We start from the raw sequence: 21,353 nt of genomic DNA on the forward strand, positions 1-21,353 counted from the left end.
TTCGGAGGGAACGGCCGGGAGCTCTTGCGCCCGAGCCGGCGGAAGGGCCCGCGGGGCCGGGGCGGGCCTTGACGGCCGATGGCCCCGGCCCGGCGTCATCGGATGTACTTCGCCGGCTTGGTGGCGGCGTGGAGCAACGCCTCCAGCGGTCCGCGGCGGAAGAAGCGGGACCAGAGCGCGGCGAACACGATCGCCCCGAGGATGAACAGGAGCACCGGTACCCAGGACGTCTGGCTGCTTTCGCCGGCCGATACGCCGAGCAGGGACTGCACGAGGAAGTGGCCGACGTAGGCCGTCAGGGACATGGTGCCCACGGCGATGACCGGAGCGGCCAGGCGGCGCAGCCGCGGCAGCCGGTCCATCAACACGGTCGCGCCCACGATGACGAGGATCGCGACGCCCACGCTGCCGGTGATGTCGAACGTGGTGCCGGTATGCGGCCCGGCGGACAGCAGGTCCGAGGCCGCCCCGTGCGAGCCGAAGGTCCCACCGGCCGAGGACGCCGCCTCGGAGCCGGTGGACGACGTCCCGTCCTCCGCGCTGCTGCGCAGCGCGTCCTTGCCGGCCAGCAGCAGGGACAGCCCGTAGGCGCTCGCGGTCAGGGCCGCACCGAGCGCGGCCAGGCGCCGCTGGACGGGTGGGGCGGACAGGTCGAGGCGGGCGAGCGCCATACCGGCGACCACGAACGACATCCAGGTGATCGTCGGGTAGAAGCCGGTCAGCAGCAGGTCGAGCATCCCCACCTCGCTGAGGCTCTTCAGCGGGTCGTAGGCGTTGATGCCCTGCTGGACGGACTCGCTGAGCAGTGAGTTCAGGACGAACGCCAGCTGCGGTGTGACCAGCGCGAGCCCGGCCGCGACCGCCGCGAGCGTCCCGGCGCGCAGGCGCAGCAGGGGCAGGGCGAGGAGGAAGTAGACGCCGTAGAAGCCAAGGATGATCACGCCGCCGTACTGCATCGCCAGTACAGTGCCCAGCGCGAGCAGGACCACGGCGCGGATCGCGATCCGCGCCTTCGCCTGCCGGCCCGCCAGGCCGCTCTTCGGTTCGCGGCGGCCGGCGATCAGCATCAGGGAGAACCCGGCGAGGGTGGCGAACAGGACCGACGAGTGGCCGTCGGCCAGGTACCGCACCCAGGTGCCGGCGCCGTGCGTGGCCGACAGCACCGGGCCGATGTGGACGATGTACATGCCGAACACCGCCAGCGCCCGGGCCAGGTCCACCCCGACCAGGCGTCCCGTCGAGGGCCCGTCCGGGGCCGCCCCGGCCGACGAGGGCGAGGTGCGGGAGCGGGGGCGCGCAGGCGGGTTCTCCCGCTGAGCCGGTGTCCCCTGCGGCGGCTGTGTCTGTGTCATAGGGGCAATCTCCCGGTGCCGTACGCAGCCGGGCCATCCGGCAGGCTCCGGTGACACCCCCGCCGAGCGGCCACAGCCACCCCGCCGACCGGCGGCCGGCGTGCAGCACCAGAGGCCCGGCAGACGCCGTCCGGCGGGTCTCCACCGTCGGGCCGGCGGGTCGCCACCGTCGGCCGCCGAGGGGCCGGGGCGCACCCCCCGAACGGCTGGAGCGGGTCCGCCGGGTGTCCGGGGTCCGTCGGTGATCGCACCACCGCGTAGCCTGCCGGGCGTACGGTCGACGTCAGGCGCACGCCGTACGGGACGGCGGAGCCCCGCCCAGGTGGTGCGGGGCGCCGGCCAGCGGGACAGAGCAGACGAGTGTGAGGCGGGACGCCGGTGATCCGGGTAGTGGTGGTGGACGACGAGGCTCTGGTGCGGTCCGGGTTCCGGATGATCCTGAACGCGTCCGACGGCATCGAGGTCGTGGCGACGGCGGACGGGGCGGGGGCGGCCGAGGTCGTCAGGCGTGAGCTGCCGGACGTCGTGCTCCTGGACATCCGCATGCCGGACGTGGACGGTCTGACCGTGCTGCGGCAGATCCAGGAACTGCCCGCGCCCCCGCACGTGGCCATGCTGACCACGTTCGACACCGACGACTACATCCTGACCGCGCTGCGCTCGGGGGCCTCCGGCTTCCTGCTCAAGGACACCGAGCCCGAACAGCTCGCCCAGCTGGTGCGCACCCTGGCCGCGGGCGGGGTGGTGATGTCGCCCAAAGCCTCCCGCGCGCTGCTGCGCGGCCACCCGGGGGCGGGAGCGCCCCAGGACGCGGACGTGGCCCGCGTCGGCCTGCTCAGCGAACGGGAGCGCGACGTCCTCGTCCTGGTCGCGGAGGGCCTGTCCAACGCGGACATCGGCACGCGCATCCATCTGAGCGTGGGCACCGTCAAGGACCACGTCAGCTCGATCCTGACCAAACTGCGGGTCACCAGCCGGGTCCAGGCCGCGCTCTTGGCCGAGCGGTCCGGCCTGCTCAGCCACCACGACGAGGGGGGCGGCGCGACTTGGGAGACCGGACGATGAGCACGGGCGGGGCGCTCTGGCGGCGCGTGCCGCCCTGGGCCGTGGACACGGTCCTGGTGGCGCTGGCCGGGCTCGACGCCTGGATCAACCTCTTCGGCGAGGGCGCCCCTGTGATGTGGGCCTGCGTCGCCGTGGGCTGCGCCGGACTGTTCCTGCGCAGGCGCTTCCCGCTGGCCGTCTTCCTGCTGACGCTTCCCATGACCCTGTTCATGGACGTGGCGGTCGCCCCGATCGCCGCCCTCTACACCTTGGCCGCATCCACCCGCAACCGCCCCCTGCTGGCCGGCTGCGCCCTGCTGAACGCGGCCGCGGACACCCTCGCCTGGCCGCTGTCCCACACGTTCACCGGCGACCGGGCCTGGACGCTCGTCCAGTTCGTCTACACCCTGGCCACAGCCTTCGCCCCCGTGCTGTTCGGCCAGCTCGTCCAGGCCAGGCGCGACGTGGCCCGCCAGCTCGTCGAGGTCGAAGAAGCCCGGGAACACGAGCGCGTCCTGCACGCCCAGAACGTCCTCGCCCGCGAACGCGCCCAGTTGGCCCGCGAGATGCACGACGTCGTCTCCCACCAGGTCAGCCTCATCGCCGTCCAGGCCGGAGCCCTCCAGGTCGCCGCGAAGGACGCCGACGCCCGTGAGGGTGCCCGCGCCATCCGTACCCTGAGCGCGAAGACCCTCGACGAACTGCGCCACATGGTCACCCTGCTGCGCGCCTCCGGTGGCAGGGAAACCGAACTCACCCCCCAGCCCACCCTCGCCGACCTCCAGCAGCTCATCGCCAACAGCGGCATCGAGACCACGCTGACCGGCGCGTTGCCGCCGCACATCGGCACGACCGCCCAGCGCACCGTCTACCGGACCGTCCAGGAAGCGCTCACCAACGTCCGCAAGCACGCCCCCGGCGCCCGCGCCGACGTACGGCTGTGGCACGACGCGCACCACTTCGGCGTCACCGTCACCAACACCGCCCCCACCCGCCCGTCGGTCCCCCTGCCCAGCGCCCGCCACGGCCTCATCGGCCTGAAGGAACGCGCCGAACTGCTCCACGGCACCCTCACCGCCGAACCCACCCCGGAGGGCGGGTACGAGGTCGAGCTACGGGCCCCCGCCCGGCCCGACTGAAACCTCCCGTCCGACTCAGGTGCGGGAGAGCAGCGGAAGGTAGCCGCGCGACTGCCCGTCGGCGGTGGGGTGGTAGGACTCGTCGACGGGGAACGTCACGCTGTGCAGCCAGGGGTGGGGGTCGCCGGAGCAGATCTCGTGCCCGGCGAAGGTGGAGTTGGCGTCCCCGAACGCGAAGCCGTGGCGCGCCGCGGCCTTGGCCGTGAGGGTGTTGAGGTGGTCCTCGGCCTGGTTGATCGCCGTCCGCTTCCGCTCGCTCAGGCCCCCGAGGCAACCGCCTTGCAGCTTGTACAGGCGCGGGTACCCGAGCACCAGGACGCGGGCGCCGGGGGCGCGGCGGCCGATGGCGTCGTACAGCTTGTCCAGCTTGCCGGGCAGGACGCCCGCGATGTAGGCGCGAGCCTCGTTCACGCGCTCGATGCACGAGTCGTCACGGCTGAGGACACAGTCCTGCATGACCTCTTTGAACCCGGCGTCGTTGGCCCCCGCCGTGATGCTGACGAGCCCGGTCTGCCGGGAGAGCGGCCCGAGCTGTGTGTTGAGGACGTCCTCGGTGGTGGCGCCGAAACAGGCGGTGAAGGAGAAGGGTTCGGCGGGGTGCGCCTTGGCCCACAGGGCGGGGTAGGCCCCGGCACTGCGCCGGCACTGCCCGCTGCCCGAGTCGTAGGCGCCGGCGCCGACCCCGGCGGAGTAGGAGTCGCCGAGGGCGACGTATCCGGCGGACGGGCTGGAGGCCACCGCGGTGGTGGTCGCGGTGCCGGTGAGGAGGAACGCCATGCATGCGCTGAGGAGAGCAGCGAGAGGCTTGCATCGGGGAGCACGGTCCTGGGCGATCATGACCCACCAACGAGACGGGCTCCGGGCTGGAAACGGTCGCTGTGGACCGGTGTGGCGGCTCACGTTGCCAAAGGTGACCCTCGCCAGTGGGCCCGCTTCGGCCGGCCTCGGCCAGCTCCTCACAGAGCGCTGAGCGGCGGGGAACGGACCGGACAAGCCTGCGTTCGCCCCAAATCCACGAGCGGCCCGCCTGCCGGAACACGGCTGTCGCCGCGGCTGAGGCCCGGTCCCAGAGCGCGTCCGGTGCGTCTGCGGGTCCGCCGAGCCCTGGCCGGCGTCGCCGGCAGGACGACGGTGGGGTGCGGCGGCCGCTTCGTCAGGCGGGGCGGCCCTGGAGGAAGCGGTGCAGGATGAGGTGGAGGGTGGGGAGTTGTTCGGCCGGGCGGAAGGACGGGTCCGTGGCGGCGCTGGTATAGAGCGAGGCGATGAGCGCGAGGACCCAGGTGGCCGTGTCGTCCGGGTCGAGGCCCGGGTCCATCCGCCCGGCGGCGGCGGCCCGCGTCAAGAGGGTGCTCACCGCCGCGTGTTCGGTGGCGTTGTCGCGGCTCAGCAGTGCCTCAAGCTCCGGGTCGCGGTACGCCTGGACCATGGCCTCCATGACCAGGTGCGGGACGAGCGGCTCCACGGCGGCCTCGGCGAGCAGGTCGACCGTCTCCAGTAGCGCTTCCCACGGATCGTCGGCCGCCTGCGCCCGGGCGAGGCGTTCTGCCTTCTCCTCCCGGTCGCCGTCGAAGACGGCGAGGAAGATCGCCCGTTTGTTCGGGAAGTAGTGGAAGAGGTTCCCGGCGCTCATCCCGACCGCCTTGCAGATGTCCGCGGTCGTCGTGCGCTCGAAGCCCTTGGCCGCGAAGAGGGCGGCCGCGGCGTTCACGATGCGCCGGCGCTGGGCCTGGTGCTTGACCGGGTCGACGGTCCTCACGTTGTCGGCGTCCTTCCTTCGGGGTGCTGATCCTGCCTCATCCTCGCGGAGGATTCATAGACCGAGCACTCGGTTTATGTTGAGGGCGAAGTCCGATCGTCTTGATGAGTGAAGGGAACCTTTCGTGGACAGCGCCGCCCCGCCCGCCCCGAAGCCGGCCGTGCTCCGGAGGCTGTTACCGGCCCTGGGACTCCTCGTACTCGCTCCGGTCTGCGCCGAGTACCTGATCGGGTACGACCAGATCATCGGCCGCCCGCTGGAGTTGCTGACCGGCCTGCTCGTCCTGGCCCCGCTCTACGGCACCGTCGCCGTGCTCATCCGCGAGACCGCGCGCAGGACGGGGCGCGGGTGGCCGACGATCCTGCTGCTGGGCGCGGCGTTCGGGCTGATCGAGGCGGGGCTGGTCGACCAGAGCCTCTTCAACCCCGACTTCGTGGACGAGCCGTCGTGGGACCGGGATCGGATGCCGACGTACGTCCCCGTTCTCGGTGTGAGCGTCAAGCAGTTGCTGGGGTTCGTCGCGGGGCATGTGATCTGGAGTTTCGCCGCGCCGATCGCCGTGGTGGAGGCGTGCGTTCCGCGGCTTGCGCGCCGGCCGTGGCTCGGCCGTGCGGGGACGGTGGTGGTGGCCGTGCTGTACGTGCTGGCGGTGGTGGTGTTCACCCATGAGCACACGCGGAGGTTCATGGCGAGTCCCGTCGAGCTCGGGGTGACGGCGGCGGCCGTGCTCACGCTCGTCGCCGCGGCGTTCGCCGTACCGCGCCGAGTCGCCGTCGCGTCCCGGCGGGCCGTGCCCCCCTGGGTGGCCGGGGGCGCCGCCGTGGTCCTGCTGGCCGCGCACCAGCTGTCGTCTCCGACCTGGACCGGAGCCGCCCTGGACGCCGTCGTCCTGGCGCTCGGCGGGGGTCTGCTGCTGTGGTGCTCCCGTGCTGCGGGGTGGGGCGGCCATCACGTGCTGGCCGTCGCGGGTGCCGCGCTGGTGGTCAACGCGGGGCTGTCGTTCGCGGTGGATCCCTTGGGGGAGGTGTCCCTCACCGTCAAGTACACGGTGAACGCCGCGCTCACGGTGGCGGTGCTGGTACTGCTGGCGGGTGCGCATCTGCGGGTGCGCCGGGCGGGTCGGCCGGCAGGTCCGCCTCTTCCCGGGCCTTGAAGCTCATCAGGAGCATGTCCCGGTGGCCGGACGCCGCAGCTCCGGCCACGGAGACCGGGGTGACGTCATGGAGGATGCGGGCGTCCTCGGCGTAGAGGCTGTCCAGCGGGGACCGGAAGGTGGTGGTGGCGATCGGTGGGCCTTCCGGGGTCGTGTAGAGGACCGTGTGGCCGCCCTTCACGTTCGTGCGGCCGATGTGGTGGAGGGCGATGTAGTCGAAGCCGTCGCGGTGGCGGCCTTCGGGGGACGGCTCGCCCCGGGCTCCGGCGATCGCGGTGACCCTGATCAGATGGGCGTCGACCTCCCAGAACGACGGAGCCCGCCCTGCGCACTGGTCGAAGGTCAGGGCGTTGTGGTGGGTCAGGGCGTGGAAGAAGGGGTTGTCGGCCTCGTGGTCGCGGAAGGGGGCGAAGTGCCGGATCCGGCCGCCGATCAGCGGGTTCGCCTCGGCGCTCTGGTGGTAACCGGCGTCGGGGACACGCACGAGTACGTGTCCCCGGCGCCGGGAGTACAGGAACTTGGCGTGCCGGCGGCGGCGGTAGGTGCCGTGGTCCGGCAGGTAGCCGTCGGGCGGCAGGTCGTCCCAGGCCTCACGGAACCTCCGGAAGGCGCGGGCGCAGTCCGGGTCCAGCCTGAAGTCGGCACCCCGGACGAACCGGTATCCCTGACCCGCGAGGGAACCCTCGAGGTCCACCGTGACGTCCACCCTCACCCGCCCTCACGCACCTTCCGGTTCCTGGGAACGCTGGTGCGGCAGGGTGGTGCCCTCGAACTCGCCGCGCGAGAAGTACAGGTCGGTGATCGTGGGGTGCCAGGCCAGGTGGCTGAGGTGGTAGGCGCGCAGGACCGGGCTGAGGGCGAACATCGAGCCGACGTAGTCCGCCCAGGCCTGACGGTCGACCTCCGTGATCCCCTCTCGCCTGTGCCAGATCCATTCGAAGACGTCGAGCATGAGCTCGGCCACGGCGTGCGCCCGGTGGTAGTCGGGGTCGTCCCGGGTGAGCGACTTGCCGTCGTAGAAGTAAGGACGGACCTGCGGGTATTCCACGAACACCAGGTTGAGCTGCATGAAGAGGTCGGTCCCGGAGTGGTACGAGGCGGATTCGTGGCTCCTGGCGGCGGTCTGGTGGCTCTTCGACGCGGAGTTCTGGGCGAAAACGCTCGCGCCGATCGAAATGGCGACGGCGAGCAGGGCTATGAGGTCAGACGTCTGCATCAGGCCCCCCTGGTCCTGGTCCGACGCGCCAGGATGACCAGGGCCGGAGTGGGATTCGAGGGCGCGCGGAGGGCGCGCGGAGGCTCCGGAGGCGCGCAGGACAGAACGAGGCGTTCAGAAGCGGTGACGTGTGGCTTCGACGATCTCCGCCGGGGTCCGGCCCGCGAAGAGCGTGTCCTCCGCGCGGCGGACGGCGAGAACCGCGTCGAGGAGGCGTTCGCCCATGGCCCGCCGGAGCAGCGCGGACTTCTCCAGGTGCCCGATCGAGGCGGTGAGGGTGTCGGGGAGGCGCCGGACGCGGAGACGTTCGAGGACGGCGGGCGGCGCGGAGGCCGGGTCGGCCGTGTACTCGGAGGGAAGCCGTAGCCCTTCGTCGACTCCCGCGAGCCCGGCGGCGAGGACCGCGCCGACGACCAGGTACGGGTTGGCCGCCTGGTCGAAACATTTGACCTCGGCGTTGGCGCTGTCGGCGGCTGCGTGCGGACTCGTGACCAGACGCAGCGCGGCCTCGCGGTTCTCCCGGCCCCAGCACTGGTAGGCGCCCGCCCACTGGGAGGGAATCAGCCTCAGGTAGCTGGCGGGGCTCGGGCAGCCGATCGCCGTCAGGGCGGGCAGGTGTTCGAGGATCCCGGCGAGGAAGGCCTCGCCTTCACGGGTCATGCCGTACGGGCCGGTGCCGCCGTGCAGCAGATTGGAACCCGACCGCCAGGGGCTGAGGTGGAGGTGGCCGCCATTGCCCGCGCCGGATGGTGTGGTGAGGGGGGCGAAGGAGGACAGCAGCCCGTGGCGGACGGAGAGGGCGCGCACGGAGTGGCGTACGAGGACGGCGGTGTCGGCGGCGTCCACGGGGGACTCGGGTGCGGTGGAGACTTCGTACTGGCCCGTCTCGTACTCCGGGTGGATCTGGAGGAGGTCGATCCGCTGGTCGGCGAGGACGTTCGCGATGTCGAGGAGGTAGGGTCCGGATCCGGCGAGACGGGCGAGTCCGTATGCGGGCCCGGGCCCGCTGCGGCCGGACAGCGAGGGAGCGGCGCGGGGGTCCTCCTCCACGGTCCACTCGGTTTCGAAGCCCATCCGGAGCTCGATGCCGCGGGCCTGCGCTTCGCGGGTCATGCGGCGGGCGAAGGAACGCTGGCAGCCCTCGTACGGTGTGCCGTCCTGGCGGTAGCGGTCCGCCGGCGCCCAGGCCCAGCCGGGCTGCGCGCCGAGCGGGGTCAGCCGGGTGAGGTCGGGGCGCAGCCGGAGATCCCCCACGGGGCCGTCGAAGCCGGGGCCGCCGGCCCTGGAGTCGTCGACGAGGAAGGTGTCGAAGACGGGGGCCATGCCCACGCCCCACTGGTCGGCGTGCTCCAGGCGGTGGACGGGGACCGCCTTGACCCGGCTGATACCGGCGTTGTCCACCCAGCTCAGTGCCACCACACGCACACCCCGGCCACCGTCCGCGCTTTCGCTCATGTCCTGCATGATCCTGCGCGGCGGGGCCGCTGGAAAGGTCGCGTTCCGCGACGGGCGGGGATCACGGCGCGCAGGGTCGGGAGCGGCCGGGGGGCGAGGTGTGGGCCTCGGGCGCATACCTTTGGGGGCTGGGGTTTGACGCCGCACTCGGCGGATCGCTCCTCGAAGGAGGGTGGGAATGGGGCTCATGGACGCGGACCACACGGGGCTGGTCGTCGCGGCGCAGGCCGGTGACGAGCGGGCGCGGGAGGATCTGATCGCCGCCTACCTGCCGTTGGTCTACAACATCGTCAGGCGGGCGCTGAGCGCCGACGCCGACGCCGACGACGTCGTCCAGGAGACCCTGCTGCGCGCGGTGCGCGACCTGCCTGCCCTGCGTGCCCCCGAGAGCTTCCGGTCCTGGCTGGTGGCGATCACGCTCCGTCAGATCACCACGCACTGGCAGCGGCACCGCGCCCTCGTCGACCGGAGCGCGGACATCGACGAGGCGCTGCCGATACCGGCGGCCGGCGCCGAACCCGAGGACGCGACGATCCTGCGTCTGCGGATGTCGGACGAGCGCCGTCGGGTCGTCGAGGCCGGCCGTTGGCTCGACCCCGACCACCGGGTGCTGCTGTCGCTGTGGTGGCAGGAGTGCGCCGGCCTGCTGAGCCGTGACGACCTCGCCGCCGCGACGGGCCTCACCGTCGCCCACGCGGGCGTGCGCCTGCAACGTATGCGCGAGCAGCTCGACCTGAGCCGGACGATCGTCGCCGCGCTGGAAGCCCGCCCGCGCTGTCCGGGGTTGGACGAGACCGTCGCCGGCTGGGACGGTCTCCGTGCACCGGTGTGGCGCAAGCGGATCGCGCGGCACACCCGCGACTGCCAGGTCTGCCTGGCGACGACGACGCAGCGTGTGCCCGCCGACGAACTGCTGCTGCTGACCCTCACACCGCTGGCCGTCCCGGCCGGGCTCGTCGCCGCGCTGGCCGCCAAGGGCCTGCTGTCGGGTGCGGCCGCGAGTTCCGCCGGGCTCGCCATGGCGCCCGCCGCCGCCGGCACGGCGACGGGGGGAGGCGGTCTGCACGGCGCGCTGGGCGGCACGCTGCACGCGGTGACCGCTCATCCGCTGCTGAGCCTCGCCGCCGGCGCGGTGCTCGTCGCGGGGACCGCCACCTACGCGGCCTGGCCCGCACCGGAGCACCGGGAGCCCGGTGTCACCGCCGCCCGCACGGCCGGCGATCCCACGCCCGTCCCCTCGCCCACCGCCACCGCGTCGGCCGGCCCGTCCCCGTCCGCGCCCCCGTCGCCGTCCCCGTCCCCGTCCCCGGTGAGTCCGTCCGCCGTCGCGGGCACTGTTCCGCTGGGCGCGCAGTCGCTGGAGTCCGTGGACGAACCGGGGCTGTACCTCTCGTATGCCGACGACTTCGCGACGCTCGGCCGGGTTTCCGCCTCCAGCAGCGCCCAGACACGCAAGCAGGTCACGTTCACGGTCGTCCGGGGGCTGGCCGACACCCGGTGTGTGACCTTCCGCGCAGCCGACGGCCGCTTCCTCCGCCATCGTGATCTGCGCCTCCAGCTGAGCACCGACGACGGCAGCGAACTCTTCCGGGAGGACGCCACCTTCTGTCCGCGCCCCGCGGCGGTCGCGGGGGCGGTGACCCTGCACGCGCACAACTACCCGGGATCGGTCCTCCGGCACCGCGACGGCGGCATCTGGCTCGATGGCTCCGACGGCACGCGGACCTTCGCCGGACAGGCTTCCTTCATCGTGCGCAAGGCCCAGGGCTGAGAACCGTTCCCCGGGCCCCTCCCCGGGGACGACCAGGCGGGCGGGCCCGTCATAACACTTTCCGCCTGCGAGATGCATCACCGGGCGATCGTCCGGGCGGGGCGACTTTTTCGTTACGAGGCCATGCGTTCGGAAGCCTCCACTTCGTGGGGTTTCCTTTCCGCCGCTCACCACAAGGTGCCGGCGCGGAAGGTTCCCCGGCTTCCACCGTACGCATCGCCTGAAGAAAGCCTTCCCATGACGCGACACACCCCCCGACCCCCGGCGCCCGATCCGCACACGACCACGTCACCCCAGGCGGCCCGTGACCCCCGAGGTGAATCATGAAGGGCACGCACCGGCTCACCCGGCGGCGCCGGACCGTGACGACAGCGCTGGCGGCCGCCGCGCTGGTGGCGGGCGTCGTGACGCTCCTGCCGGGCTCTGCCGGAGCCGCGACCCCCCTGGGCTCCCAGGCCGCCCCCTCGGGCCGGTACTTCGGCACCGCCGTCGCCGCCGGCAGGCTGGGCGACTCGGCGTACTCCACGATCCTGGACCGGGAATTCAACATGGTCACCCCGGAGAACGAGATGAAGTGGGACGCCACCGAACCGTCCCGCGGCAACTTCACCTTCGCCGGCGCCGACCGGATCGTCGACCATGCCGCGGCACACGGCCAGCGCCTGCGCGGCCACACCGCGGTCTGGCACTCGCAACTCCCGTCCTGGGTCAAATCCATCGGTGACGCGAACACGCTGCGCAGCGTGATGAACAACCACATCACCGCCCTGATGACCCACTACAAGGGCAAGGTCTACGCCTGGGACGTGGTCAACGAGGCCTTCGCCGACGGCTCCACCCAGCACCGCGACTCGGTGTTCCAGAACGTGCTGGGCAACGGCTTCATCGAGGAAGCGTTCCGCACGGCCCGGGCCGCCGACCCCTCGGCCAAGCTCTGCTACAACGACTACAACATCGAGAACTGGTCGGACGCCAAGACCCAGGGCGTCTACAGCATGGTCAAGGACTTCAAGTCCCGCGGCGTGCCGATCGACTGCGTCGGGTTCCAGAGTCACTTCGGCCCCGGCGGGCCGCCGTCCAGCCTCCGGACCACCCTCTCCGGCTTCGCCGCCCTCGGCGTCGACGTCCAGCTCACCGAGCTGGACATCGCCCAGGCCTCACCCGCCCACTACGCCGACACGGTCAAGGCCTGCCTGTCCGTGGCCCGGTGCACCGGCATCACGGTGTGGGGCATCCGCGACAGCGACTCCTGGCGTCGCGGCGAGAGCCCCCTGCTGTTCGACGACAACGGCAGGCCCAAGGCCGCCTACACCGCCGTCGTGAACGCCCTCAAGGCCGCCACCGGCGGCGCCGGCGGTACCGGTACCGGTACCGGGGCGATCAAGGGCGTCGCCTCCGGCCGGTGCATCGACATCGACAACTCCAGCACCGTCAACGGCACGCAGGCCCAGCTGTGGGACTGCAACGGGCAGACCAACCAGCGCTGGACCTACACCGCCGGCAAGCAGCTGATGGTCTACGGCAACAAGTGCCTGAGCGCCAAGGCCAACGGCACCGTCAACGGCACCGCGGTGGTCATCGGGGACTGCACCGGCGGCACCGGCCAGCAGTGGAACGTCAACCCCGACGGCTCGATCGCCGGCGTCCAGTCCGGGCTGTGCCTCGACGCCGTCGGCGCGGGCACCGCCAACCGCACCAGGATCCAGCTGTACGCCTGCTGGTCCGGCGGCGGCAACCAGAAGTGGACCGGCCCGTCCGGGACGCCCGCCCCGACGACGCCGGCACCGACGGGCGGCACCTGTGCCCTTCCGTCGACGTACCGCTGGACGTCGACGGGTGCGCTGGCGCAGCCGGCGAACGGATGGGCGTCCCTGAAGGACTTCACCACCGTGACGTACAACGGCAAGCACCTGGTCTACGGGTCGGACTTCTCGGGATCGTCGTACGGGTCGATGATGTTCGGTCCCTTCACGAACTGGCCGGACATGGCGTCGGCCGCCCAGACCGGGATGAACCAGGCCGCGGTGGCGCCCACGCTGTTCTACTTCGCACCCAAGAAGATCTGGGTGCTGGCGTACCAGTGGGGTCCGTGGCCCTTCATCTACCGCACGTCGAGCGACCCGGCCAACCCCAACGGCTGGTCCGCGCCGCAGCCGCTGTTCACCGGCAGCATCCCCCGCACCGAGTCCCCCACCGGCCCGATCGACCAGACCCTGATCGCCGACGACAAGAACATGTACCTGTTCTTCGCCGGGGACAACGGCAGGATCTACCGGGCGAGCATGCCGATCGGGAACTTCCCGGGCAGCTTCGGCTCCTCGTACACGACCGTCATGAGCGACACGCCGGACAACCTGTTCGAGGCGCCGCAGGTCTACAAGGTCCAGGGCCAGAACCAGTACCTCATGATCGTCGAGGCCAAGGGCGCGCACCAGGTCCGCTACTTCCGCTCGTTCACGGCCCCCGGCCTGAACGGTCCGTGGACCCCGCAGGCCGCGAGCGAGGGCAACCCCTTCGCGGGCAAGGCCAACAGCGGCGCCGGCTGGACGAACGACATCAGCCACGGTGACCTGGTCCGCGACAACCCCGACCAGACCATGACCATCGACCCCTGCCACCTGCAGTTCCTCTACCAGGGCAAGTCCCCGGCGGCGGGCGGCGACTACGACCGGCTGCCGTACCGGCCGGGTGTCCTCACCCTGCAGCGCTGACCTGCCCCGATCCACGGTGATACGCAAGGAGAACACCTCCCCATGAACAACCCCACGCACAACGGGCGCCGCGGGCGTCACCGCCGCCGCTGGGCCGGGACCGGACTGCTGCTCGGCGTGCCCGCCGTCCTCGTGCCGTATCTGCTGTTTGTGCAGGACGACTCGCAGGCCGCGACGGTCGACGGCGACGCCTACTACCGGCTGGTCTCCGTACGCAGCGGCAAGGTGCTGGACGTCAACGCCTTCTCCACCGCCGACGGCACCCGCGTCCAGCAGTGGACCGACCAGAACACCGCCAACCAGCAGTGGAGGCTGCGCCCCACCGGGGACGGCTTCTACGAGCTGGTGAACCGCAACAGCGGCAAGGTCCTGGGCATAGCGGAGGACTCGACCGGCCAGGCGGCCGCCGCCGAGCAGCAGAGCGACACCTCCTCCGCCTCCCAGGAGTGGCGGATCGACGAGGTGAGCGGTTCCGACGCCGTCGTCCTCACCTCCCGCAGGAGCGGCCAGGTCCTGGACGTCTCCGGGGGCTCCGCGGCCGATGGCGCGGCCGTCATCCAGTATCCCGGCCACGGCGGCACCAACCAGCAGTGGAAGCTGGTGAAGGCGGCCGGGGCCCAGGCGCCCGGATCCGGACCGTACACGTGGCGCAACGCCCAGGTGGTGGGCGGCGGTTACGTCACCGGGCTGGTGTTCAACCCGCGGGAGAAGGGCCTGCTGTACGCGCGGACCGACATGGGCGGCGCCTACCGCTGGGACGCCGGCGCCGAGCAGTGGGTCCCGCTGACCGACTGGATCGGCGAGAAGGACTGGAACCTGCTGGGCATCGACGCGCTGGCCACCGACCCGGTGGACCCGGGCCGGCTCTACCTCGCGGCGGGCACCTACACCAACGACTGGGCCGGCAACGGGGCGATCCTGCGCTCCACCGACCGGGGCCGCACCTTCCAGCGCACCGAGCTGCCCTTCAAGCTGGGCGGCAACGAGGACGGCCGCGGGGCCGGGGAGCGGCTGGCGGTCAACCCCTCGGACAACGGCACGCTGCTGCTGGGCACCCGTAAGAACGGCCTCTGGCGCAGCACCGACCACGGAGCGACGTGGAGCCAGGTCTCCTCGTTCCCCGTGAAGGACGGGGCGGGCAGCGGCGCGGGCATCTCCTTCGTGACGTACGGCCCCGCCGGCAGCAGGACGGTCTACGTCGGCGTCGCCGACAAGTCCACCTCCCTGTACCGCTCGACCGACGGCGGCAGCACCTGGCAGGCCGTCCCGGGGCAGCCCACCGGCCAGCTGCCGCAGCACGGCGTGCTCTCCGGTGACGGCTCGCTGTACCTGACGTACACCAACGCCCTCGGACCCAACGGCGTGACGGGGGGCTCGGTCTGGAAGCACACCCCGGCCGACGGGGCGTGGAAGAACGTCTCCCCGTCCCAGGGCGGCTACGGGTTCTCCGGTCTGGCCGTCGACCCGCGCAAGCCCTCCACGGTGATGGTCACCACCCTCGACCGCTGGTGGCCGCAGGACGAGATCTACCGGACCACCGACGGCGGAACGACCTGGAAGGCACTGGCCGGGACCTCGGTACGGGACGCTTCGGCCGCTCCGTACGTCGGTACCGGCACCGGGCACTGGATGACCGCCCTGGCCGTCGACCCCTTCGACTCCGGGCACGTGCTGTACGGCACCGGCAACGGCGTCCTGCGCAGCAAGGACGCCAACGCCTCCGACAGCGGCGGCACCAGTCACTGGAGCGTGGGCGGCGCCCGGGGGCTGGAGGAGACCGCACTGCTGGACGCGATCGCCCCGCCCGGCGGCGCCCAGGTCATCACGGCCATGGGCGACCAGGGCGGGTTCCGCCACGGCTCCCTCACCGAGGTGCCCGCCGGGCGGCTGAAGAACCCGATGATGGCCAACAGCACCGGCATCGACTTCGCCCAGTCCAACCCGGCGGTCATGGTCCGTGTCGGCAAGGGCGGCGAGAAGGACGGCGCCTGGTCCACCGACGGCGGTGTCAGCTGGAACGGCTTCGCCTCGGAGCCGGTGGGCGGCGCCGACAGCGGCCGCGTGGCGCTCTCGGCGGACGGCTCGGCCATCGTCTGGACCCAGGCCGGGCAGGTCCCGTACCGCTCGACCGACAAGGGGGCGAGCTGGTCGAGGGTCGGCGGCCTGGGCGCGGACGCCGTGGTGGTCTCCGACCGCTCCTCGGCCGCGACCTTCTACTCCCTGTCCGGCGGCACCCTCTACGCCAGCACCGACGGCGGCGCGACCTTCACCGCCCGCGCCGCCGGCCTGCCCGACGGTCGGCTCAAGGCCGTCCCGGGCATCGCCGGCGACCTGTGGATCGCGGGCGGCGCCAAGGGGCTGCTGCACTCCACCGACGGCGGCCGCACGTTCGCCGCGCTCGGCACGGTGCGGTCCGCCTCCGCCCTCGGCTTCGGCAAGGCCGCGCCGGGCGGCTCCTACCAGGCCCTGTACCTGATCGGCACCGTCAAGGAGGTCACCGGCGTCTTCCGCTCCACCGACAAGGGCGCCACCTGGCTCCGCGTCAACGACGACGCCCACCAGTGGGGCGGCATCGGAGCCGTCGGCGTCATCACCGGCGACCCCGACACCTTCGGCCGCGTCTACATCGGCACCAACGGACGCGGCCTCCAGTACGGAGACCCGTCCGTGAGCTGACGCGCGACCGGCGACCGAACAGAAGGCCGCTCCTCCCGACCGCCGCGAGACCGCGGTCGGGAGGAGCGGCTTCTGCTCATGGACCCGGTCGTGGAGGGCCGACGCGCGCGTCAGTCGACCCGAAGACCGACCGCCAGCGTCAGTTCGAGGACCCGCTGGGGCGATGCGAGATCCGGGAACAGCTCCCGCAGCTGCGACATCCGGTACCGGACCGTCTGGGGATGGACGAACAGCGCCGCCGCCACCTCGTCCCGCCTGCCCTGGTGCAGCAGCCACGCCCGCAACGTCTCCTCCAGCCGCCGCGCCGTCGCGTCGGTCAGGGCCCGCAACGGTGCGAGGGCCCGGGCGCGCAGGTCTGCGAACGCGTCCACGTCGGCGCTCAGCACCAGCTCGGGCAGGTGGTCCTCGGTGTCGCGGATATCGGAGGAGAGGGAGCGCGCGCGCACGGCTCGTGCGTACGAGGCGGACGCGCGCGTCCATGGCCGGGCCGGGCCGACCACGGCGGTGCGGTCGGTCAGCTGCCGCAGGAGATGCGACCGGTCGGCGTCGGGGACGAGCAGCACACCGGTGGCGTCCGGCAGGTCGTCGAGGACGAGGGTGCCCGGGTCGAGGGTGCGGTAGGCGGGCCGGGCCTGGACGGCGGGCAGCAGGACCGCGGTCAGCGATGCCGGAGGCTGCCACCCGGCCCGTTGGGCGGAGGCCAGCAGCACGTCCGGGCTCGCGCCGGCGAGGAGGTCGCGGGCCAGGTGTTCCAGGTGGCGCTCGTGCTCCCGGCCCCGGGCGGCCAGTTCGTCGGCGTGGCCCGCGGCGCTCGCGGCGGAGAGCTCGTCGATGTAGGCGAAGGTCAGCTCGGCGAACTTGGCGACCTCGGCGGCGGGCAGGCCTGCGGGCACGGCACCCGCTGCCAGGCATCGCCAGGCCACGCGGGCGCCGACGCGGTAGGCGCTGAGCAGGGCGTCCATCGAACGGCCGTCGCGCACCTCGCCGCGGCCCAGCTCGTAGGCCGCGTCACCGGCGTCGCCGCCCGTCGCCTTCCCGCTCGCGAGGTCCAGGTAGTGCCCCAGGGCGGTGCGGACGGCTCGGCGGATGGTGACGCCCATGCGGCCCGCGAGGGCGTTCGCGTAGGGAGGGACCTCGTCGATGATCGCCTGGACGACCTCGTCGGCGGTGCTCCTCAGCGCGGCCCGAAGTGCGGTGACCGTCGTCTCATCCAGGGCCGGTTCGGCGACCCTCCGGATGGGATGGCTCATTTTCTATTCCCTGCGAACAATCCGACTGGCCAGATTTACGTCCTACGGTCAGGACTTTACGCCTCGTGGCGCATCAAGCTGGAGTCATGACGAGTGCAGCCCTCCGCAGTAGGGCGTGGAAACTGCTGGAGATGGTCACGACGCCGCTGCTGCCGTCGGATTACCTCGACCTGGTCAGCCCGCTGCGCGCGGGCGCTGACCTGCGGGGGCGCATCGAGGCCCTGCATCCCGAGACGGGTGACGCCGCGACCGTCGTGATCAGGCCGGGACGGGGCTGGCGCGGTCACACGGCCGGCCAGTACCTGCGGATCGGGGTCGACGTCGACGGGAGGCGCCTGTGGCGTGCGTACTCCATCACGTCACCGACGAACCGCCGGGACGGCCGCGTCACGATCACCGTGAAGGCGGTCCCGGGCGGCAAGGTCAGCAATCATCTGGTCCGCAGGGCGAAACCGGGCACGCTGGTCCAGCTCGACCAGGCAGCCGGTGACTTCGTGCTGCCGGATGCCAGGCCCGCCAAGGTGCTCTACCTGACGGCCGGCAGCGGCATCACGCCGGTGATGGGCATGCTGCGGGACACCGGGTTCGACGACGTCGTCATGGTCCACTGCGCGCCACAGCCGCAGGACGTGATCTTCCGCGACGAACTGCACGACCTGGTCGCGGACGGGAAGCTGCGGCTCACCGAGGTGCACACCGACACGGACGGCAGGCTCGACATCGCCCGCCTCGACGCACTCGTGCCCGACTGGGCCGAGCGGGAGACCTGGGCGTGCGGGCCCGCGGGCCTGCTCGACGCCGCCGAAGAGCACTGGAGCCGGCACGGAATCCCGGAGCGCCTGCACACCGAACGCTTCCGCCCGGCCGTCGTCGTCGCCGGTGACGGCGGCGAGGTCAGGTTCAGCGCCACCGGCAGGACCGTCGACGCGGACGGCGCCACGCCGCTGCTGGACGTCGGCGAGGAGGCCGGCGTGCTCATGCCGTCCGGGTGCCGCATGGGCATCTGCTTCGGCTGCGTCACGCCGCTCACGGCGGGCGCCGTCCGCGACCTGCGCACCGGCGAGATCACCGAGGCCGAGCCGGGCGTCCTCATCCAGACTTGTGTGTCCGCCGCGGCGGGCCCCTGCGACATCGAACGGTAGGAGCACCTTGACCGCCATCGACCCCACGGCCCACCTGACCGCGGAGCAGATCGAGGAGCTCGGCCGCGAGCTGGACGCGATCCGCGACGAGGTGATCGCGGGCCGCGGCGAGGAAGACGCCGCCTACATCCGCAAGGTCATCTCGGCGCAGCGCAAGCTTGAGCTGGTCAGCAGGGGTGTGCTGCTGTTCTCCTTCTTCCCGCCCGCCTGGCTGATCGGCACCGCCGGGCTGTCCGTGGCGAAGATCATGGACAACATGGAGATCGGCCACAACATCCTGCACGGCCAGTGGGACTGGATGCGGGACCCGAAGATCCACTCCACCACCTGGGAGTGGGATCACGTCTCGCCGTCCGACCAGTGGAAGCACTCGCACAACGAGCTGCACCACACGTACACGAACGTGATCGGCAAGGACAACGACCTCGGCTACGGCATCATGCGCGTCGACGAGGACCAGAAGTGGCACCCGTTCCACCTCGGCCAGCCGCTGTGGAACTTCCTCAACGCCTGCTTCTTCGAGTACGGCATCGCGGCGTACGACCTGGAGCTCGGCAAGAACCTGCGGGGGCGCCGCCGCAAGAGCCCGGAGTTCCGCGCGCGGGCCAAGGCCGTGGGCCGCAAGATCCGCAAGCAGGTGCTCAAGGACTACGTGATCCACCCGCTGCTGTCGGGCCCCTCCTTCCTCCCCACGCTCGCCGCCACCTTCACCGCGAACCTGGTCCGCAACATCTGGACCCACTCGGTGATCATGTGCGGCCACTTCCCCGAGGGCGTCCAGGTCTTCGAGCGCCGGTCGATCAAGGACGAGACGCGCGGGCAGTGGTACCTGCGCCAGATGATGGGCTCGGCCAACATCAGCGGCAGCAAGGCCATGCACTTCATGACCGGCAACCTGTCGCACCAGATCGAGCACCACCTGTTCCCGGACCTGCCCAGCAACCGGTACGCCGAGGTCGCGGTGAAGGTGCGCGCGCTGTTCGAGAAGTACGAGCTGGAGTACGTCACCGGGCCGCTCCCCAAGCAGGTGTTCTCCGCGTGGCGCAAAGTCTTCCGGCTCTCACTGCCGAACAAGAAGCCCACGCTCAGGACACCGGACCGCGAGCGGGAACTCGTCGCGGCCTGACCCCGGCATGGGTTCAGCCACGGTGGAACAGGTCTGCGCCTACCCACCTGTGGTCCGGAAAAGCAGCCCGACGTCCCCACGCCGGGCGAGCAGGACACGAGGCTCCCGTGCCGTTGAGAGATGCTCGACGTCTCAACTCAACAGCACAGGAGCCTCGTTGGCTCCCCGCCCTGCCGCCCTCGACCTGCCTCATGCTCTGGTCGAGTGGGTATCGATGCTCATCGTCACCCGTGAGGGTGACCGGACAGATCGCCGCCGGCTTCGGCATATCCGCCGGGACCGCCTACGCCTACGTCACGGCCGTCGTCGATCACCTGTCCGCCGGGCACCCGGTCTGCTGCGCGTCCTGCGCGAGACGGATCCGCCACCCTGATCCGGGTCTCCCTGATCCGGCCGATCGAGGGGCTGGGCGAGAGCGCGGTGGAGCGCCGCGTGATGACACCCGTGCGGTGGCTGATGGGGATCGGGATGCTGATCGGCGCGGTCGTGGCGGGGATCGTCATCGGCGCGGTCACCCTGATGGCGCCGATCCTGCTGCGACCGGTCACCCGTCCGGGGGCATCGTCGCCGCTGAATGAGGGAGTCTGCTTCGATTTGGTGTGGGAACCGCGAGAGTGATCCGTCCGCTTCGGCATTCTTTCCAAGGACTTGATTGCGCAGCGAGCAATCTCCAGGCGCCGGACGACTGCTCAGCAGGTAAGGACATGCGAGTGAAACCAGCCAAGAAGATCAGCATCATCTGCGCTGTAGCAGCCGCGGGCGTACTCCTCGGAGGTACTGCGGCCCATGCAGACGGTGACGGAGGACTCCTCGGCCTCGGTCTCCTCGACTCCCCCTCGATCACCCTCGCCTGCTTCCCCTCGGGGCAGGTGGGGCAAGGGAACAGTTTCACCGGCAACCAAAACATCAGTTGCAGTCAGAGCGCCGAGCAGACCTCGACCCCAGCGGGCCGGCAGGGCTTCACGGGCTACGAGGTGGTGTCGACGAGTGGCGATCTGCTGCCCCACTCGCTTGGCGTCCCAGTCCAGGCGAATTGCCCCGCCGGCAAGAAGGTGACGGGCGGTGGCATCCGCTTCAATGGGTCCAGTACGAACATCGGTTCGCATGACAATGGTCCGACCGCGGACAATACCGGGTGGGTGGCAAAGTTCTTCAACACCGGGGACTCCACGTTCACGGTAACCGTCTACGCCATTTGCGCCAACGTCGGCAACTAGGTTCCGTCCGCGCGGTCATGTGCGGAGCCAGATGACGAGGGTTGCTGCGATAACGGTGCCGAGGTAGATGTTTGCGGAGTTGGTCCGCCGCCACTGGAACGTCGAGGCGCTGCACCGTGTCCGGGACCCTGCGTTCGCGGAGGATGCCTCCCGGCTACGGACCGGCAACGCGCCCCGCGCGATGGCGGCCTGGCGCAACCTGGCCATCGGCGGGCTGCAGCTTGACGGTGTCACCAACATCGCCGCCTCCTTTTCGTGTCAAGACGTGGACTCAGACCTGACGTGAAAGAATTCACTTACGGAGAGAGAGCGTCTCGCGTGACTGGATCCCACGACGACTACGAC

At 71.4% G+C, this 21,353-nt stretch carries 18 protein-coding genes and 1 pseudogene; 12 read left to right on the top strand and 7 right to left on the bottom strand.

The annotated features are described in order from the left end of the window. Window positions 1-95: 95 nt before the first annotated feature. Window positions 96-1,352 (bottom strand): DUF418 domain-containing protein, encoded by a 1,257-nt coding sequence (locus tag ACZ5NJ_RS03265; protein ID WP_468762167.1) that lies wholly within the window; start codon window positions 1,350-1,352, stop codon window positions 96-98. Between the two features lie 432 nt (window positions 1,353-1,784). Between ACZ5NJ_RS03265 and ACZ5NJ_RS03270 the strand changes: the two genes are divergently transcribed. Both ACZ5NJ_RS03270 and ACZ5NJ_RS03275 read left to right on the top strand, forming a co-directional pair. Continuing rightward, window positions 1,785-2,417, top strand: coding sequence for a response regulator (locus tag ACZ5NJ_RS03270; protein ID WP_468763133.1), 633 nt, complete (start codon window positions 1,785-1,787; stop codon window positions 2,415-2,417). Further along, window positions 2,414-3,535: a sensor histidine kinase gene (locus ACZ5NJ_RS03275; protein WP_468762169.1), complete on the top strand. Its 1,122-nt coding sequence runs from the start codon at window positions 2,414-2,416 to the stop codon at window positions 3,533-3,535. The genes ACZ5NJ_RS03270 and ACZ5NJ_RS03275 overlap by 4 nt, the downstream gene beginning before the upstream one ends. A gap of 15 nt (window positions 3,536-3,550) precedes the next feature. Here the strand turns inward: ACZ5NJ_RS03275 and ACZ5NJ_RS03280 are convergent, their stop codons facing one another. Together ACZ5NJ_RS03280 and ACZ5NJ_RS03285 are read right to left on the bottom strand one after the other, a co-directional pair. Next, on the bottom strand, window positions 3,551-4,312 hold the full coding sequence (locus ACZ5NJ_RS03280) for an SGNH/GDSL hydrolase family protein (protein ID WP_468762171.1): 762 nt from the start codon (window positions 4,310-4,312) through the stop codon (window positions 3,551-3,553). A 376-nt stretch (window positions 4,313-4,688) separates the two neighbouring features. Beyond that, window positions 4,689-5,291 (bottom strand): TetR/AcrR family transcriptional regulator, encoded by a 603-nt coding sequence (locus ACZ5NJ_RS03285; RefSeq protein ID WP_468762173.1) that lies wholly within the window; start codon window positions 5,289-5,291, stop codon window positions 4,689-4,691. A 124-nt stretch (window positions 5,292-5,415) separates the two neighbouring features. On the opposite strand from ACZ5NJ_RS03285, the gene ACZ5NJ_RS03290 reads away from it, so the two are divergent. Further along, the gene (locus ACZ5NJ_RS03290) at window positions 5,416-6,444 is read left to right on the top strand and encodes a hypothetical protein (protein ID WP_468762175.1); all 1,029 of its coding nucleotides are present in this window, start codon (window positions 5,416-5,418) and stop codon (window positions 6,442-6,444) included. On the opposite strand, the gene ACZ5NJ_RS03295 is transcribed toward ACZ5NJ_RS03290, so the two are convergent. The 3 genes from ACZ5NJ_RS03295 to ACZ5NJ_RS03305 all read right to left on the bottom strand — a co-directional run bounded on the left by ACZ5NJ_RS03295 (window position 6,353) and on the right by ACZ5NJ_RS03305 (window position 9,115). Beyond that, the gene (locus tag ACZ5NJ_RS03295) at window positions 6,353-7,138 is read right to left on the bottom strand and encodes a 2OG-Fe dioxygenase family protein (RefSeq protein WP_468762177.1); all 786 of its coding nucleotides are present in this window, start codon (window positions 7,136-7,138) and stop codon (window positions 6,353-6,355) included. The genes ACZ5NJ_RS03290 and ACZ5NJ_RS03295 overlap by 92 nt on opposite strands. 24 nt (window positions 7,139-7,162) lie before the next feature. After that, the gene (locus tag ACZ5NJ_RS03300; protein ID WP_468762179.1) at window positions 7,163-7,660 is read right to left on the bottom strand and encodes a hypothetical protein; all 498 of its coding nucleotides are present in this window, start codon (window positions 7,658-7,660) and stop codon (window positions 7,163-7,165) included. Window positions 7,661-7,774: 114 nt separating this feature from the next. After that, window positions 7,775-9,115 carry a type I glutamate--ammonia ligase gene (locus ACZ5NJ_RS03305; RefSeq protein ID WP_468762182.1) on the bottom strand — a complete coding sequence of 447 codons (1,341 nt, stop codon included), beginning with the start codon at window positions 9,113-9,115 and terminating at the stop codon, window positions 7,775-7,777. 178 nt (window positions 9,116-9,293) lie between these two features. On the opposite strand from ACZ5NJ_RS03305, the gene ACZ5NJ_RS03310 reads away from it, so the two are divergent. The 3 genes from ACZ5NJ_RS03310 (at window position 9,294) to ACZ5NJ_RS03320 (ending at window position 16,273) form a co-directional block, all read left to right on the top strand. Then, the gene (locus tag ACZ5NJ_RS03310; RefSeq protein ID WP_468762184.1) at window positions 9,294-10,886 is read left to right on the top strand and encodes a sigma-70 family RNA polymerase sigma factor; all 1,593 of its coding nucleotides are present in this window, start codon (window positions 9,294-9,296) and stop codon (window positions 10,884-10,886) included. 323 nt (window positions 10,887-11,209) lie between these two features. Next, window positions 11,210-13,597: a non-reducing end alpha-L-arabinofuranosidase family hydrolase gene (locus tag ACZ5NJ_RS03315; protein WP_468762186.1), complete on the top strand. Its 2,388-nt coding sequence runs from the start codon at window positions 11,210-11,212 to the stop codon at window positions 13,595-13,597. Between the two features lie 42 nt (window positions 13,598-13,639). Further along, complete coding sequence (locus tag ACZ5NJ_RS03320; RefSeq protein ID WP_468762188.1) at window positions 13,640-16,273, top strand: RICIN domain-containing protein; 2,634 nt, start codon at window positions 13,640-13,642, stop codon at window positions 16,271-16,273. Window positions 16,274-16,383: 110 nt separating this feature from the next. Here ACZ5NJ_RS03320 and ACZ5NJ_RS03325 read toward each other — a convergent pair whose 3' ends face one another. After that, on the bottom strand, window positions 16,384-17,523 hold the full coding sequence (locus ACZ5NJ_RS03325; protein WP_468762190.1) for a PucR family transcriptional regulator: 1,140 nt from the start codon (window positions 17,521-17,523) through the stop codon (window positions 16,384-16,386). An 86-nt stretch (window positions 17,524-17,609) separates the two neighbouring features. Between ACZ5NJ_RS03325 and ACZ5NJ_RS03330 the strand changes: the two genes are divergently transcribed. From ACZ5NJ_RS03330 to ACZ5NJ_RS03355, 6 genes and pseudogenes are all read left to right on the top strand, one after another. Continuing rightward, window positions 17,610-18,665, top strand: a complete 1,056-nt coding sequence (locus ACZ5NJ_RS03330; RefSeq protein ID WP_468762192.1) for a ferredoxin reductase — start codon at window positions 17,610-17,612, stop codon at window positions 18,663-18,665. A 7-nt stretch (window positions 18,666-18,672) separates the two neighbouring features. Then, on the top strand, window positions 18,673-19,791 hold the full coding sequence (locus ACZ5NJ_RS03335) for a fatty acid desaturase family protein (protein ID WP_468762194.1): 1,119 nt from the start codon (window positions 18,673-18,675) through the stop codon (window positions 19,789-19,791). A 157-nt stretch (window positions 19,792-19,948) separates the two neighbouring features. Beyond that, window positions 19,949-20,155, top strand: a pseudogene (locus ACZ5NJ_RS03340) (IS5/IS1182 family transposase); the annotation flags it as partial. Between the two features lie 68 nt (window positions 20,156-20,223). Then, window positions 20,224-20,409, top strand: coding sequence for a hypothetical protein (locus tag ACZ5NJ_RS03345; protein WP_468762197.1), 186 nt, complete (start codon window positions 20,224-20,226; stop codon window positions 20,407-20,409). Between the two features lie 92 nt (window positions 20,410-20,501). Next, window positions 20,502-21,008 carry a hypothetical protein gene (locus ACZ5NJ_RS03350; protein ID WP_468762199.1) on the top strand — a complete coding sequence of 169 codons (507 nt, stop codon included), beginning with the start codon at window positions 20,502-20,504 and terminating at the stop codon, window positions 21,006-21,008. A gap of 67 nt (window positions 21,009-21,075) precedes the next feature. After that, window positions 21,076-21,294 (top strand): hypothetical protein, encoded by a 219-nt coding sequence (locus tag ACZ5NJ_RS03355; RefSeq protein ID WP_468762202.1) that lies wholly within the window; start codon window positions 21,076-21,078, stop codon window positions 21,292-21,294. The last annotated feature ends 59 nt before the right edge of the window (window positions 21,295-21,353 follow it).

Source organism: Streptomyces sp. NPDC032091, from assembly GCF_055580265.1.